Here is a 15299-nt window from a genome sequence, read left to right as displayed (position 1 = left end):
GGCAGTCGGACATTTTCCAACAGTCTACAAAGGGGAACCCCGCCGAACGGGGTTCCCCTGTTAGGATTGTTTTTCGTCTATGGCAAGTGCGAATTAACGCTACTTGATGACCAGATTACCGAAGTACGGGAAGTTCATGACGTTCACGATATCTTCGGTGTTCATGTCCTTCTTGGAGGCCCAAGACAGGTTCTGCCAGTGCAGCGGGATGAAGGCAGCGTCGTCGAACAGAATCTGCTCAACTTCCTGCAACATGGCCTTACGCTTTTCAACGTCGGTCTCGGTGTTGGAGGCCATGGTGATCTCGTCGACCTTCTCGTTGCAGTAGTTGCCGGAGTTGTACTGACCCTTACCGGTTTCCTTGTTCGGGCACATGTAGAGGTACTCGAAGAAGTTAGCGGAGTCTTCGGTGTCAGAGTGCCAACCGATCATCTGGATGTCAGCAGCCTGAGCGTCGAACTGATCCCAGTACTGGGCCTTGGGCATGGTCTTCAGAGAAACCTTGATGCCGATCTTGGACATCATGGCAACGAAAGCCTGAGAGATCTTCTCGTCGTTAACGTAACGGTTGTTGGGTGCGATCATGGTGCACTCGAAACCATCAGGATAGCCGGCTTCAACCATGAGGGCCTTGGCCTTTTCGAGATCGAAGCGAGGGGTCAGAGCAGGGTTGTTACCCTGGTAGCCCTTCGGGGAGTTCTGAGCAGCAGCGGTAGCGAAGCCCTTCATGACCTTGGCGACTACGCCGTTGTTGTCATAGGCGTAAGCCATGGCCTGACGCACCTTGGCGTTGGCGAACTCGGGGCGGCGCTTCTGGTTCAGCTGGAAGGTGATGATGCGGGAACCGGACATGGTGACCAGCTTCAGGCCTTCAGTGGTGTTGATGCGCTCCAGATCGTTCGGGGGAACGGGCATGATGAAATCAACATCGCCGGACAGCAGGGCAGCCACACGGGTGGGAGCTTCGCTGATGGGGGTCAGGATGATTTCTTCAACGTTACCGGTTGCCTTATCCCAGTAGTCGGCAAAGCGGGTGAAGGTGACCTTCACGCCCTGCTCACGCTCGGTGACCACGAAGGGACCGGTGCCGGACTCGTTGTAGTTGGCAAAGGAGTAGTCGGTCTTGAGGATCAGGTCTTTGGGCTTGTCGTTCTTCGGATCGGTACCGGTGTAGAAAGCCTTGTCCATGGGGAAGATGTAGGTAGCCATGGCCATGACCAGACCGTAGGGCTCGTGGGTGACCAGGTCGACGACGTACTTGTCGGTGGCGACAGCGTCACCGAAAGCGGTGAACAGGCCCTTGAAATCTTCGGACTTCTTCAGACGAGCAATGGAGAAAACCACGTCTTCGGCGGTGAATTCGTTGCCGGAGTGGAACTTCACGCCCTGACGCAGGTAGAAGCGAGTAACGGTGGGGCTGATGGATTCCCAACGTTCGGCCAGGCGGGGCTCAAAGCCGCCGTCCTTGGTCCAGCGAACCAGGGGATCGAAAACCATGTGGGCATACTGCAGCATGCCGCCAGACAGCTGGACCTGCGGGTCCAGAGATACCGGGTCAGCGTCCATAGCGAGTTTCAGGACGACTTTTTCAGGAGCTGCCGTTTCAGCGGGAGCAGCTTTTTCTGCCTTCTCTTCCTTCGGGGCTTCGCCGCAGCCAGCCAGCAGCATGGCGGAAACCATCAAGGTGAGAACGAGAAGAGAGAGTCTCGACATTTTCATAAAAGAATTCCTCCGTAATTTTACCACGTTGCGCCATTAGTTGACGCACACACATACCTCTCCTAGCCCCGTGGGGCAAAACGCTGGCGATGCACACTGGTTCCGAGGCTTGCCTCGGTCATCAGACACAGTATACAACGTCAGGCGAAAACTGATACTTCATACACTCATCACGGTATTTTAACAATACCGTACAAAGGAAAAACGGAAACGTAGGAATTCAGAATTATGTTCGGCAGGATTTTGGTAAACATGTGTTTGGCGACTATTCTTCTTTTCACGTTGGGGTGTGGCGCATTTTCTAGCTCTGAGAGCGGGATGGAGCCGACTAAAACTGTGGAATTGGAAGAAAATTTCGAACTGTCTGTTAAGATTGAAAAAGAAGGTCTTTTAGGTGTGGAGATGCCTGACCCGGTCAAGAGTGGCTATAAACTGACTGGTGCATCCTTTGATCCCAAAATCCTTGGACTGGTGAACTACCTAGAGTTTGATAATGATGGCCAGCGCTGGGTTCAGTACATGTTCAAGCCTGTTGACGACGGGACATCGGATATTCTCTTCAAAATGGCGCCAATATCTGGCGGTGATGCCGAGATTTATAAAAGACTGACCGTCAATGTTGGTAAGGACGATACATTTTTCTAAGCACCGGTTATATCCTGCTAAATAGAAAGCCCCTCAGAGACATTCTCTGAGGGGCTTTCTATTTAGATAGGCTGTATTAATTAATCGTCAAAGCGTTGCGCAATCTTGGTCAATTGGAAGTCCATGAGCGATGCATCGTTCATAACGTGCTTCACAAGAACGAGCGGGCTCATGTAGCTGTTCCGCCAATTGAAGACGAGGGTCAGGCTTTGATCGTTTTCTGTGACCTCTTTTACGATGGGCCGGAGGTCGAAGTCCTTCATCTTCTTTTTCTTGGTGAGTTTTTGAACGATGAATTCATCAGCTTCCATGAAAGAACGCCACTCTGCAAAGTGAGTATCTGCATCTTTGGCAAACTTCAGTTCAAAGACTTCTTCAACTGACTGGGGCTGCTTCTTACCCATCGAGAGAAGGTCTGCTTTGAGGGGCCTCAGGCCTTCAGGCATCAGGGGGATAAGCCGTTTAATCACTTCGGTGGGATCGAATTCTTCACGGAAGAAGACGTTGATCCACTCGGCTGTACTGGAAACCCCTACAGGGAGAGCCTTGCCAAAGGAGAGTTTGGGCATGGGATGGAATCCGGCAGAGAAGCTAAGTGGCAGTTTTGCCCGGCGAAATGCTCGCTCAAAAACAGACTGAAGCTCCAGTTGACTGAGATACGCTGCAGGGCCGGTCTTCTCGTACCAGAGGCGAAGGTGAACGCCTTTAACTGTGAGGTCCGGCTTTTCCACGGAGTAGGGAGGCTGCTCGCCTTCCTGATCGCGTGTGGTGAAAATCATCCGGGGACGGATTTCCTTTTCTTTGGCTTGTTTTTCCAAAGTGGAAATGTGGCCATCGAATTCGCAGACTCCACAGTTGCGACAGGCAGCATATCGGCAGTCTTCGGTAATCTTGCCGGACAGGGCGCGGTCGCGTTCCTTGAGGAAGAACTTTTTGGTCAGGCCGCAGGAAATATGATCCCAAGGCAGAGGCGCATCCATGTCTCGAGCACCGATGTATTCGTCCCAAGACAGGCCCGCTTCTTCCATGGCTTCCTTGTATGGCTCCAGTCTGAGGTGGTCTTTCCAGCTGGAGAAGAGAGCACCCTTGGCGTAAGCGCGTTCAACTACTTCAGCCAGACGACGGTCTCCGCGGGAGAAAACGCCTTCAAGGGAGGACATGTGCGGCTCGTGGTAGCGCATGTTCAGTCGTTTGTGTTGGCGGAATTGATCCTTGAGATAGTGAACTCGGCGATAAATTTCGTCCATGGAAATCTGTGGTTCCCACTGGAATGGAGTCTGCGGCTTGGGTACGAATGGAGATACAGCAGCAGTGATCTGGAGGCGTTTGATGGGGCGGCCTTGCTCATCGCGGGCAGCGTCGCGCACCTTGAGACAAAGGTCGACAATGGCGTCGAGGTCTTCGTCTGTTTCAGTGGGCAGACCTATCATGAAATAAAGCTTCACACCCTGCCAGCCGTTATCAAAGAGCATTTTGGTGTGCTCGATGAGTCCCTCTTCGTCTACGCCTTTGTTAATGACGTCGCGCATGCGCTGACTGCCAGCTTCAGGGGCAAGTGTCGCTCCAGTGCGGCGAATGGAGGAGATACGTTCCATAATCGGGGAAGACAGTGAGCCCACACGAAGGGAGGGCAGGGAGATGGAAATCTGTTCGGATGCACACTTGTCAAAGCTGCGGGTGAAGAGGGAGTCCAGAGCGGAGAAATCGCCTGTGGACAGGGAGAGCATGGAGGTCTCTTCGTATCCGGTTTCTGCCAAACCGTCAGTCAGAATGGAATCAAGTGTCTCCAAAGAGCGTTCGCGTACCGGGCGGTAGATCATGCCAGCCTGACAGAAGCGGCAACCGCGGGTACAACCGCGTGCGATCTCCATAGTGAGACGGTCATGGACTGCGTCGAACGCGATGACCTGTCCTTTGGGGAAGCTGGCAGAGTCGAGGTCTTCGACAACAGCTTTTTCAACAGTCTCGTATCCTTTCAGTAACGGCTTGAGAGGCTGGCCCGGGCCTTGCTCTTCGAAGAATGAAGGTACGTAGATGCCGGGAATTGCTGTGAGGCGCTTCAGCAGTTCGTCTCGGGAAATATCGTCTTTCTTGGCTTGTTCAACACATGCCATCATTGCGGGCATAGCCTCTTCTCCGTCACCGACGACCATGGCGTCGAAGAAAGGAGCAACAGGCTCGGCGTTAAACGTCGCACCGCCGCCAGCAACTACCAATGGATGAGTCTCATCGCGGTCTGCCTGACGGAAGGGGATGCCTGCCAGATCGAGCAAATAGAGAATATTGGTGTAGCAAAGCTCGTGGGTCAGACTGATGCCAAGGACATCCAATTCGACCAGCGGGGTGTCAGATTCCAGCGTGGCGAGCGGTACGTTGTGCTCGCGCAGAATGGCCGCCGTTTCTTCGCAGGGAGTGAAGACGCGCTCAGCCCAATACTGCGGATGCGCATTGATGGCTTCGGAAAGAATTTTTTGGCCGAGGTAGGCCATGCCCACTTCGTACATGTCGGGAAAGGCGAGTCCGCACCGTACCGTGACGGTAGCCGGGTCCTTGACGGTGATACCCCATTCGCTGCCGAGATAGCGCGAAGGGCGGGGGAGAATAGGCAATAATTCTTTCATGCAGGAAGCCTATGAAGTAATCGGTTTTTGGTCCACAAAAAATGCGGGGTCGATCCGTCATCGGATCGGCCCCGCAGGGAATTTATTAGGGTGTGCCTAGACGAGGTTCAGACCACCGCCGCCACCGCCACCGATGCCATCGGGGCCGGCGCCGCCGGAAAGGTCCAGGCCGCCGCTGGTCATGGAGATATTGGTCACAGCTTCGATGTACTTGGTCTTCAGTTCTTCCGGGCAGGTCTTGTACTCGAACAGGATGTGGTCCATGGAAACGGTGCCGTGCATTTCCTGATCAAAGGGGTAGCCGAAAGGCAGCAGGACCATCTGGGTGCCGGACTGAGTGGGCATAGCCTGGATGGCAGCGGGGTCTTCGATCTTGTTGGCTTCAGTGTTGAATTTGCCGACGATCATGTCGCCGCTGACCAGTTTGACCAGTCTGATATCGTAATCCATGGTGGTTTTCTCCTTAAGTGTTGTGAGTCGGCTCACTAAGTAGGTATGTCCCCCCACTCTGTCAAGGAGAGAGGGGGCAAATAGATGTCGGCAATAGTAAAAAAAATGGAGACGCTAAATGGCATCTCCATCTTTCTTATGAATTGTGTCGCAGTGTCCTACTTCCTCTGCGCGGACAGCTGTTCTGCAGCCAGCATCCGCGCGATGGGTTTAAAACCCGAGAGTTCATGCTCCTTTGCGTTGATTGGGTTACAGTGCCATGTGAGCACTGCGCCGAGCAGACAAAGAGCTCCGCAAGTCGTGAAGGCGAGCGGGAAGTTGCCCATGTCGCCGAGGAAGCCTCCAAGAATGGGCCCGCCGATTCCGCCTACACCATAAGCAAGGAAGACAAAGGGGTAGTTTATGCCTACGTTTTTGGCGCCGAATATGTCGGCAGTCATGGTGGGGAAGAGGGCAAAGTTGCCGCCGAAGTTAAAGCCAATGAATGTGGCGCCTACATACAGGATCAGTTCGCTGCTCGCCATGGTGGGGAAGGCGATTACGCAGATACCCTGTGTAGCTGTCATAATAATGATAGATACCTGACGTCCCATGAGGTCGGAGAGTGTGCCCCAGACGATACGGCCAATGCCGTTTGCGAGACTGAAGAAAACTGCCATGGCCGTGCCGGAGATTGCGCTGGCTTCAGCTGCGGAATAGCCGGCGTTCTGTAATGCTTCCATGGGGTAGAGTTTCATCAGACCGATAGACATCAGACCTGCACCGGCGCTGAAGACGAACGTCAGGAAGATAAGCTTGAACTGGTAGGTCTTGAGCAAGTCTGTACCTTGGATGTTCAGATCATCACTGGAACCTTCAACCGTTGCGGACGGCGTATACCCTTTGGGGAGCCAGCCTTCGGGTGGGAAAGTCATGAAAAGACCGCCGAGTATTACGAGGACGGCAAAGGCTACACCATAAATTGTGAAGGTGGTGGACAGGCCGTAGTTGGCGATGAGGTGTCCCCATGAACCGGCCAGCTTGACCCAGCCCATGGCACCGAATCCAAATCCGGCGACTGCCAGTCCGGTGATCAGGCCTTTCTTGTCCGGGAACCAACGCATACCAACTGCGATAGGTACCACATAGCCGATGCCGATGCCGCCGCCACCTACAACTCCTATGAGGAGCAACAGCGACATAAAATTCGTCCCCCCGAAAAGGCCTGCGAGAGCATAGCCGCATCCCAAAACGACACCGCTGAGCATGGTCAGTTTTTTAGGTCCCCAAACAGCGAGCTTCTTTCCTGCCCATACCATGGTGACAGCAAACATTGCCAGACCAACGGCGAAGACAGCCTGTGTCTGCATTTTGCTCCAGCCTGCCGCATTCAGTGCGGGGGTGAATACGGACCATGCATAAATGGCCCCGAGGCAGAGTTGAATGAGAATTGCCCCAAGAACCACCAGCCAGCGGTTCATTACTTTGTCATCAGCCATAATTTTCCTCCTCTTGCACCCATACTACATGTTGATGGTTGTGCCTAGCTTCCGTGTGAATGAATGTGCTTGTCATCAGACGCAGCCAAGGCAACCGCGCTTGCCCCAGGCGGTTGCCCTGTCTGTGAAAATTCAATTTCAAATCGTACATGGCAGTTTATTGCTGCCGAAAATCAATTTGTTCATTTGTGTCTCTTTCATTGGAGTGGCGGAATCGTCCCCCCACAGACGATCCCGCCACAACCAATGAGGTGAGGAAGGAGGCGCTTGTTTGTGCAACGCCTCTCTGTGTTATTTATGCTCTTTCAGGGCCATGCAGGATGGCCATGACAGCGTTGGTATCGTGAGGAAGAGCGTCTTCTCCCTTGGCGGCATGTTCCATCTTGGACGCCACGTAGATGGCGAGGAAAGAGAGGAGCATGACGAATCCGCCGGGGTTCTTGAATTGCAGGAGTTCAGGGAGCATTCCCTTGCCAAGGATCATGAAGAAGGAGCCAATGATACCTGTGGCCAATCCTGCGCAGGCACCGTTCTTTGTCATCTTTGGCCACCATACGCCCATGACCAGCACAGGGAAGAAGGTGGAGGCAGCGATGGCGAAGGCGAGGCCAACAAGCACTGCAATCTGCATGGACTCGGCCCAGAAGCCCAGCGGGATACCGAGCAGGCCAACCAGAACCGAAGAGATGCGAGCGACCTTGACGCGGGAGCGTTCAGGCATATCCGGATTGAACACGTTAACCACCAGATCATGGCCGATGGCTCCGGCGCAGGCGATGATCAGACCGGCAACCGTGGACAGGATGGCGGCAAAGGCGCCAGCCACGACGATGCCAAGCAGGATCTGTCCGCCGAAGTGGGAGCCAGCAACAGGAACGGCGAGGTTCTTACCATTAGCAGCGAGCCACTTCATCAAATGCGGAGAGAGGCCCAGGGCTTCGCCCTGCATGTAGGTGTAGCGGATGACATGGCCGACGTACGGGCTCAGGATGTAGAACATACCGATGAGTAAGAGCACGTAGATAACGGTCTTGCGAGCGGCCTTACCATCGGGTGCGGTGTAGAAACGCACCAGAATGTGCGGCAGGCCAGCGGTACCGAACATCAGGGCCAGCAACAGGGACATGGTGTCCTTGAGGTTGGTCAGCCAGTATGCCGGGCTGGTGTATGCAGCACCGTCAAACATCTTGCCGGTTTCCGGATCGGGACCTTTGAAGGTGGCCAGGAAATTGACTACGTCAGTGTACGTGTAACCTTTGATCATGAACGGGATGAAGGCGAGCAGGAACATGGCACCAAACAGAATCCAGAATTGGACCAACTGGTTGACGGTAGTTGCTTTCATGCCGCCGACAGTGACGTAGAAGGTGATGATGCAGGCGATGATTACGATGGAAGTTTCGTAATTCAGGTTGAGCAGTAAGCCCATGACCTTGCCAGCACCCAGCATCTGCGGAGCCATGTAAAAGAGGGAAATGAAGAGAACCCCGATGACTCCGAGCACGCGTGCTGTCTTGGAGTGAAAACGCTCAGACACGAAATCGGGCACTGTGTAACGGCCGAATTTGCGGAGCGGGCTCGCCAGGAACAAAAGCAGGGCGATGTATCCTACGAAGAACCCCAGGGCGTAGATGATGCCGTCGAATCCGAACAGGAATGCGACACCGGCGACGCCGAGGAAAGAAGCTGCGGACAGATAGTCCGAGGAAATCGCTGATGCGTTGATGAAGGAGTTAACTTTACGACCGGCCAGGTAATAGTCGGCAGACGTTTTCTGGCTGCGAAACATAAATGTGGTGACCACGGTAAAGGCCAGCATGCATCCGATGAGGATGAGGGCCATGATGGGTATTTGGTATCCGGCTTCCATCTTATTGTCCTCCGACCTGTTGTTCGATTTCGTCTTCCATTTTATTCGCCTTGCGTACGTACCAGATGAACAGCGCCCACGTTATGGGATAAATAGCGATCGCCACCAGCCAGTAGTGCAGGGGGAATCCCATAATGCTTACCTGGGTTACCGTCTCGCTCGCGAGATACACCACCAGGAAAATACCGATGACAAAGCTGAAGTAAGGAATCCCTACCCCCAGCGCCATTTTCAGCTGTTTTTTTCGAATTGCTTCGATCTGATCCATTGCTTCCCCCTGGGTTGGGGTGTCCGCGGCCATGGAGAACTCGGACTGCTCGTTGCCGATCACTTCTGTCTGACTCATGTTTGCCCCCTGAAAGGTTGAATTGTTTGCCGTTGGATTCCTTTTACAGTAGAGAAAAGCAGAATCGCATTGCATTTCCGGTAAACGGTCAAACTCGGCTGGTCGTGGTGGCATGCCATTTCAGGGGCCCGGTCAACGGGTGTTTTCTTCCGGTTAACGGCAGCGAAAAACGTTGAGGAGAGGGGATTGAGCGGTCAGTCAGCAGATAAACAGCTGTTGGAATTCAAGGTGAACGGTCAAGTGGACGCACCGGATGGTTTGGACCGCGAACTCCTTGAGATGGCTCGTGAGGGTAAGCTGACCGGCATCAGGCGTACCCGCCTTGATCTGGTTGAGGACTGGCTGGACCATGGCATAAGCGCCGAAGAAACCTGCAAACGACTTTCTGCCTATAATCGATCCGTCATTCTGGCCGTGCTTGAGGCCCACGCAGAGGAATATCCGTGGTTGCGGGATTGTACCTTTGTGGAGTTTGGTTCGGGTGGTCGCGAGGAGCAGGTCTTGGGTTCTGATCAAGACAACGGTCTCCTTATGCGTGCTGATCCTGATGAGGAAGAGCTGGAAGATGTCACTCAATCCATTGTAGTGGCTTTGGATGGAGCTGGTTTGGCGCTGTGTGAAGGTGGGGTCATGATCAGTAACCCTGAATGGCGTGGCGATTTTGACGTCTGGCTGTCTCGGCTTACCAGATGGCTTTCCAACCCGGCAGAAAAGGGCTCGTGGCAATCCGGTCTTATTCTTGATTTCAAGGCCGTGTTCGGTGCGCCCCGTGACGTGTTGCTTCTGCGTGATCGATTGTGGGAATATGTACGCACCAAGCCCATCGCCATCTCCTTGCTTATTCAGGAATTGACTGACTACCGTTTACCGCTTTCCATGTTCGGGGCATTCATTACGAAGAAGTCCGGTCCATGGCAGGGGTATCTCGATATCAAGCATTCTGTTTTGGCCCACTTGACCAATAGCACCCGTATTCTTGCTCTCAAATATGATCTGTTGCCACACAACACCTGTGAGCGATTGCGCCTGTTGGCAGAGGCGGGGCATATCTCGTCGAAGCATCAAGATAGCTTGCTGGACGCCTGGGAGTATCTCCAACTCAAGCGGTTGACCATTGGCTTGGAATGTGATCGCGAGGGGATACCGCCGCATAACTATGTCAATCCGACCTTGTTGCCCAAAGAGGAAAAGGCCAGGCTCAAAACTTCCATTCAGGCTGTGGAGAAGTTGGTGCGGCTGGTTCAGGCAGGCACGGGTCTATAGCGGCTTTGATTTTGCATCGTCTCTTTGGGCTGACAGCTTTTTGGCGGCCACTATATATTAAGGAATAACCTTGTGAACGTTCTGATCATCAATCTGACGCGCTTTGGCGACCTGATCCAGACCCAGCCAGTGGTAAGTGGCTTCAAAAGCCAGGGGCATAAGGTTGGGTTGGTTTGCCTTGAGAATTTTTCATCAGCTGCAACACTTCTTGACGGTGTTGATATTGTTTTCCCTTTTCCTGGTGCGGGGCTTTTGTCCAAGCTGGATAGCGACTGGCGCTTGGCTGTCCGGGACTCCAGTGATTTCAAGGCGAGCGTAATGGCGACGTTTGCTCCAGATCGGACCGTTAATCTGACTCCATCAATATCTTCGCGTCTTCTGACATATGACTTGGCACCAATTGATGGTGAGGTGGTCGGCTTTTCCGTGGATGAACTTGGTTTTAATGCTGACACATCTGCTTGGGCTGCTTTTCTTCAAATGGGTGGCAGCAATCGTGGAGCAAGCCCTTTCAATATCTGTGATATTTTTCGTCGTACTGCAGGTCTTGGCAATGAAGGCAATTCTTTGGTTTTGGCTCAGCCTGGTGAAGAAGCCATGGGACGAGCCGATACGCTGTTGAGTGAGAGTGCTTCGAAGGGTGCTAAAGGATTTCTGGCCTTGCAGATGGGGGCGAGTGAAGAACGTCGCCGCTGGCCTGTTGAGTTTTTTGTTCGTGTCGCACAAAAGGCATGGGAGCGTGACGGTTTGGTTCCTGTTCTGCTCGGCACTAAGGGAGAGGGCGAACTTGGCGATCGCTTCCAAGAGCAGATTGGTGCTCCGGTAGTTAATTGTATGGGCAGAACATCGTTGACCGAGCTTGCAGCAGTTCTCTGTAAATGCACTGCACTTGTTACGAACGATACCGGGACAATGCATTTGGCTGCAGGCATGGGGACTCCCTTGTGCTCAGTTTTTCTTGCCACGGCTCAACCGTGGGACACCGGCCCGTATCGAGCAGGTAATATTTGCCTTGAACCGGACATGGAGTGTCATCCTTGCGATTTCGGTAAGGAGTGTCCCAATGAGAATGCCTGTCGTAGGGCGGTGACTCCAGATGCCATGTATGGCGCGCTGCAATCATTGCTTTATGATCAGGGCGAGGTCCGCTTCGAAGGTACTCGAGCATGGCTTACGCGTTCGGGGGCTGACGGTTTTATGGAGTTGGTCAGCCTTTCCGGGCATGATGATTCTGACCGCGCCCTTTGGATCGGTATTCAGCATGCTCACTACCTCAATTTCCTAGATGGAGTTCCCTCTGCAGGGCGTACAGGGCTAGCGGAACGCCTGTCTCCCAACGTGGCGGAAGAAATATCCAAAACTTTGACGAGCGCCCACGACATGCTGTTCCTTCTTTCCCAGCAGGGCATGTTGCTCCTTCGCAATCCCAGAGAGCAAGCAAAGAAAAAATACCTTGCATCATGGCAGCGTTTGCAAAATGTTCTGGGTGCAAGTTCTTATCTTAACATACTTGGATCATTGTGGATGTTTGAATCTCAGAAGAGTGGAAATGATATGGTTTCCCTGTTGGATATGACAGAACGCTATCGTTCTCTCGTGGCAGCCCTTCAGGGTGAGTTCGTATAATCGGCACGGATATTGAATAATCCGGGACGAACCGATTTTTACGGAAAATTTATCATCCCTTTTCGAGGAGGAACTCACAATGATCGTTATCGATGGCAAGCAGTATGAAATGACTGGGCAACAGCCTGAAAACCTTGAGCAGGTTTTTGAAATGGTCGTGGGTGAAGGTGCCCTGGAAAACCGCATCGTAACTGATGTTCTGGTTAATAATGAGCCGTTTACCGAAATTTATCCCCATCAGGCGGAAGACATCGAAATTACCGAAGTAGAGTCCGTGGAGATCAAAACCATGGCCACAGACGATATGGCTGTGGAGATCACTCTCGAGCTTTACAAGGTCGTGAATATCATGGCTGAAGGCGGCAAGCACGTTGCCGAACTCTTCCGTCAGGCTGATGACGCTGAGGCTCTGGAAACCTATCAGGATCTGCTGGAAGTCATTCGTAACTTCCTGCGCATGATCGGTGTGCTTCGCGATGAGTATTCCCTCAAGGATCACAAGGAATACGAGCGCGCAGCAGAAGAGCTCAACGACATGTTCAGTGAGATGTCCACTGTTCTCGAAAATGAGGACTGGATTCTTCTGGCTGACCTTCTTGAATACGAATTCCTCCCGGCGGTGGAAAAGTGGAAGAGAGTCATCAAGCAGATTCGCGACGACATTCGCAGCGCGAAGAGGTAGATATGTCCGCACGTCGTCAGATGCTGGACGAGGCGCTCTCCATTGGGCGAAGGGAGCTTGGCTTCCTCACTGAAGGAGACGTTTTCGAGGCCGAGAAGTTGTCCAAGGACCGTGAACGGATTCTTGACGAAGCCATTCGTGATCTGGATCAGGACAATCTGAAGAAACTCGCCGACAAGTTGGTGGAGATGAAGTCACTTCATGACGAAATCACCGACGAGGCGCGCAGGCTCCATTCGTCCCTCAGAAACGACCTCGCCAACATCAAGAAGCAAAATAAGCGCATCGCTGGCTACAGTTTCGGTTCCGGCAATATGCCTCGCCTAGCCAAAGAGCGGTTCGTGCACAAGAAAGGCTGATCTCGAAAAGGTAATGGCAATATGAAAGGCCCGGTCAAATGACCGGGCCTTTTTTATTGGGCAATTACTGATTGGTTGTGACTGGGAGGCGGGAAGGCAGGAAACCAGGTCCTCTTTCCAGTCATTCTGCTTTCGGATTGGATTGTATTAGAATTTGGTCCAGCGAATTCCGCCGTTGTCCAAGGGAGAACCGGAACCGTTGAATTCAATGCCCATGCGAGTGAACCCCGGTCGGCCTTCTTCCATGGAGCGGACTTCGCCAGTATACCAATATGGCTTGAAGGACTTCTCTTTGAAATTGAACATAAAGAGGTTGATGGCAATTGGAGAGCCGACGGCACAGGTTTCAGGGAGTGCCTGATTGACCACGCTGAGGCCGAGGCCCCCATTGGAGATGTTGACCACGGCGTTGGCGGACTGATCCGGACCACTTGCGGCAAATGAATTTACGCCGATGTGTGGGGCTGCATCTTCAAAGGAAATGTCTGAAACGTATGGATTGTCCACCCAGAGTTTGACGCGGATGAATTGTTGGTCTGCTACCCGTTTACGAGTGTGCTTGCGTCGCGGCAGCATTGCGTAGTCAGCGGGGGCAGCCAGTACAATACGGTCAGCTTTTCGGCCAGAGGTATCAGATTCAATCAGTCGGGCGGTGAAGGAATTTACCTTTCCGGTGTCGGTTTTCATGGGGGCGAAAACACAGACCACGTCTTTACCCTGCTTTGTCTTCATTACATCAAGACGCTCGATGATCTCGCACTTGATCTTGCCGGAAGATGCTGCCGTGACCACGCAGCGAACTGCTACGTCCTCTTCACTGCCGCTGTTGAGCACGTCCATAATAACACCTTCTTTTTGAAGGGCACGGGGCACGTTGACTCTCTTTGAGGCAGACCGTTTGTTGGTGGGGCGCATGAGTCGCAGAGCGAAAATGAGCAAAAGAAGGGATAGAGCAATAAGGATGGCGGCTCCACCGTAACGAATGATTTCTGGAGGGACGTTCGGTGCGAATTGGTTCAGCGTGCCGGTCAAGGCTTCCCGAGCGGAGTTGATGAGATCCTGTATGTTCATTTCTGTGTTTGTCTAGAAGTTGACGAATTGCTTTTTCGCTTCAAGAACCTTGCCAAGGTAACGGCGTGTTTCCTCGTACGGATGTCTATATCGTAACGCTTCGTATACCTTTGATGCCGGAGTCTTGTTGATGATCTGAGCAGCTTTCTTTTTGTCCTTATGGAAAGTCCGTAATGCTGATCCTGCGCCACCGTTATAACCGGCTATGACACAATACTCTCTAGTGACCGGATTATTAATCTCTGCAAGATATTTTGTGTCGAGCATGTGGAGGTAGGCTGTTCCGTATGTGATATTGGTCGGGGGCTGTAGCAAAGCCTGACGAGACGGGGTGCCTTTCTTGCCGTGGAGATAGGCATAAACATCACTGCCTGCCGTAGTCGGAACTACCTGCATGAGGCCGAGGGCCATGGCTGAGCTGACGGCAAAGGGGTTGAAGTCGGATTCAACCTTCATGATGGCATAGATCAGGTTCCTGCTGACATGGAATCGCTTTGACGCTGATTCAACCAATTCACGATATTTGCGGGCACGGATATTCAGGTGGTCTTTCACCATATTGAAAGAGACGTACCAAGCCGTTTTGCCGTCTACCTTGCGCGTTTTCATGTTAGTTGCGAGCAGGTAGTCGGCATATCGTTCAGCTCGCCATGCCCAACGGATGTCTTTGTTCTCGTTGTCCTTTACTTCGCCAAGCAGGAAGGGCGCTTCGCCAAGTTTGACTGTTTTGGCCGAGTAGAGATCGACGGCTCGAGGGTCACCTGGTGTGAGAAGGGTGGTGACGATGGCGTTTTTCAAGCTGTCCTTGGGCTTCTTATTATCCACAGTCTCTACGGTGATGATGCCTGAATCGAAATCAACACTCGCACGGGAAAGGTAGTTGTGGGTGTATTTTACGTATTCTTTGGGGCGGGGAATCCGAACGTCGTTTTCGCCCCAGACGGATTCGATAGACTGGATAAAGTCATCAATTATCTTTTTGAACTGCTTGAGGTCAGCAGCCAAGGCTTTGGGGTTGGAGGCATAGCCGATGGCTTTGTCGCGAGCCAGTGCTTCTGCTGCAGCCGTAGGGCTGCCTGTTGCTGCCGCGCGGGCAATGCGTACGGCGTCGTAACGGGAGCAGGAAAAGAGTGTCAAAAGTGACAGCAGGAGGACGATATGTTTCATTT

The 15299-nt window shown here is 52.8% G+C and carries 13 protein-coding genes; 5 read left to right on the top strand and 8 right to left on the bottom strand.

What is annotated here, in order from left to right:
* Window positions 1-99: 99 nt before the first annotated feature.
* A complete protein-coding gene (locus tag HFN16_RS17585; protein ID WP_168892422.1) occupies window positions 100-1713 on the bottom strand; it encodes an ABC transporter substrate-binding protein in 1614 nt (537 codons plus the stop codon).
* Between the two features lie 234 nt (window positions 1714-1947).
* On the opposite strand from HFN16_RS17585, the gene HFN16_RS17580 reads away from it, so the two are divergent.
* Window positions 1948-2364 carry a hypothetical protein gene (locus tag HFN16_RS17580; protein WP_168891979.1) on the top strand — a complete coding sequence of 139 codons (417 nt, stop codon included), beginning with the start codon at window positions 1948-1950 and terminating at the stop codon, window positions 2362-2364.
* A gap of 80 nt (window positions 2365-2444) precedes the next feature.
* On the opposite strand, the gene HFN16_RS17575 is transcribed toward HFN16_RS17580, so the two are convergent.
* The 5 genes from HFN16_RS17575 to HFN16_RS17555 all read right to left on the bottom strand — a co-directional run bounded on the left by HFN16_RS17575 (window position 2445) and on the right by HFN16_RS17555 (window position 9129).
* Complete coding sequence (locus HFN16_RS17575; RefSeq protein ID WP_168891978.1) at window positions 2445-4985, bottom strand: TIGR03960 family B12-binding radical SAM protein; 2541 nt, start codon at window positions 4983-4985, stop codon at window positions 2445-2447.
* A 96-nt stretch (window positions 4986-5081) separates the two neighbouring features.
* Window positions 5082-5435, bottom strand: coding sequence for a hypothetical protein (locus tag HFN16_RS17570; protein WP_168891977.1), 354 nt, complete (start codon window positions 5433-5435; stop codon window positions 5082-5084).
* 158 nt (window positions 5436-5593) lie between these two features.
* Complete coding sequence (locus HFN16_RS17565) at window positions 5594-6913, bottom strand: OFA family MFS transporter (RefSeq protein ID WP_168891976.1); 1320 nt, start codon at window positions 6911-6913, stop codon at window positions 5594-5596.
* 295 nt (window positions 6914-7208) lie between these two features.
* Complete coding sequence (locus tag HFN16_RS17560) at window positions 7209-8783, bottom strand: cation acetate symporter (RefSeq protein WP_168891975.1); 1575 nt, start codon at window positions 8781-8783, stop codon at window positions 7209-7211.
* Window position 8784: 1 nt separating this feature from the next.
* Window positions 8785-9129, bottom strand: a complete 345-nt coding sequence (locus tag HFN16_RS17555) for a sodium/substrate symporter small subunit (protein WP_247648378.1) — start codon at window positions 9127-9129, stop codon at window positions 8785-8787.
* A 186-nt stretch (window positions 9130-9315) separates the two neighbouring features.
* Here HFN16_RS17555 and HFN16_RS17550 point away from each other — a divergent pair, with 186 nt between their 5' ends.
* From HFN16_RS17550 to HFN16_RS17535, 4 genes are all read left to right on the top strand, one after another.
* Window positions 9316-10392 (top strand): putative nucleotidyltransferase substrate binding domain-containing protein, encoded by a 1077-nt coding sequence (locus HFN16_RS17550; RefSeq protein ID WP_247648377.1) that lies wholly within the window; start codon window positions 9316-9318, stop codon window positions 10390-10392.
* 72 nt (window positions 10393-10464) lie between these two features.
* The gene (locus HFN16_RS17545; protein ID WP_168891974.1) at window positions 10465-12018 is read left to right on the top strand and encodes a glycosyltransferase family 9 protein; all 1554 of its coding nucleotides are present in this window, start codon (window positions 10465-10467) and stop codon (window positions 12016-12018) included.
* Window positions 12019-12097: 79 nt separating this feature from the next.
* Window positions 12098-12700 carry a hypothetical protein gene (locus tag HFN16_RS17540; RefSeq protein WP_168891973.1) on the top strand — a complete coding sequence of 201 codons (603 nt, stop codon included), beginning with the start codon at window positions 12098-12100 and terminating at the stop codon, window positions 12698-12700.
* Between the two features lie 2 nt (window positions 12701-12702).
* Window positions 12703-13059, top strand: coding sequence for a hypothetical protein (locus HFN16_RS17535; protein ID WP_168891972.1), 357 nt, complete (start codon window positions 12703-12705; stop codon window positions 13057-13059).
* 147 nt (window positions 13060-13206) lie between these two features.
* Here the strand turns inward: HFN16_RS17535 and HFN16_RS17530 are convergent, their stop codons facing one another.
* Window positions 13207-14130: a hypothetical protein gene (locus tag HFN16_RS17530; protein ID WP_168891971.1), complete on the bottom strand. Its 924-nt coding sequence runs from the start codon at window positions 14128-14130 to the stop codon at window positions 13207-13209.
* Window positions 14131-14142: 12 nt separating this feature from the next.
* Window positions 14143-15297: a membrane-bound lytic murein transglycosylase MltC gene (gene mltC, locus HFN16_RS17525; RefSeq protein WP_168891970.1), complete on the bottom strand. Its 1155-nt coding sequence runs from the start codon at window positions 15295-15297 to the stop codon at window positions 14143-14145.
* Window positions 15298-15299 lie beyond the last annotated feature (2 nt).

Source organism: Pseudodesulfovibrio sp. zrk46, from assembly GCF_012516435.1.
Lineage (GTDB): Bacteria > Desulfobacterota > Desulfovibrionia > Desulfovibrionales > Desulfovibrionaceae > Pseudodesulfovibrio.
The sequence above is the reverse complement of the archived record's forward strand: the minus strand, read 5'-3'. Positions and strand labels throughout refer to the sequence as shown.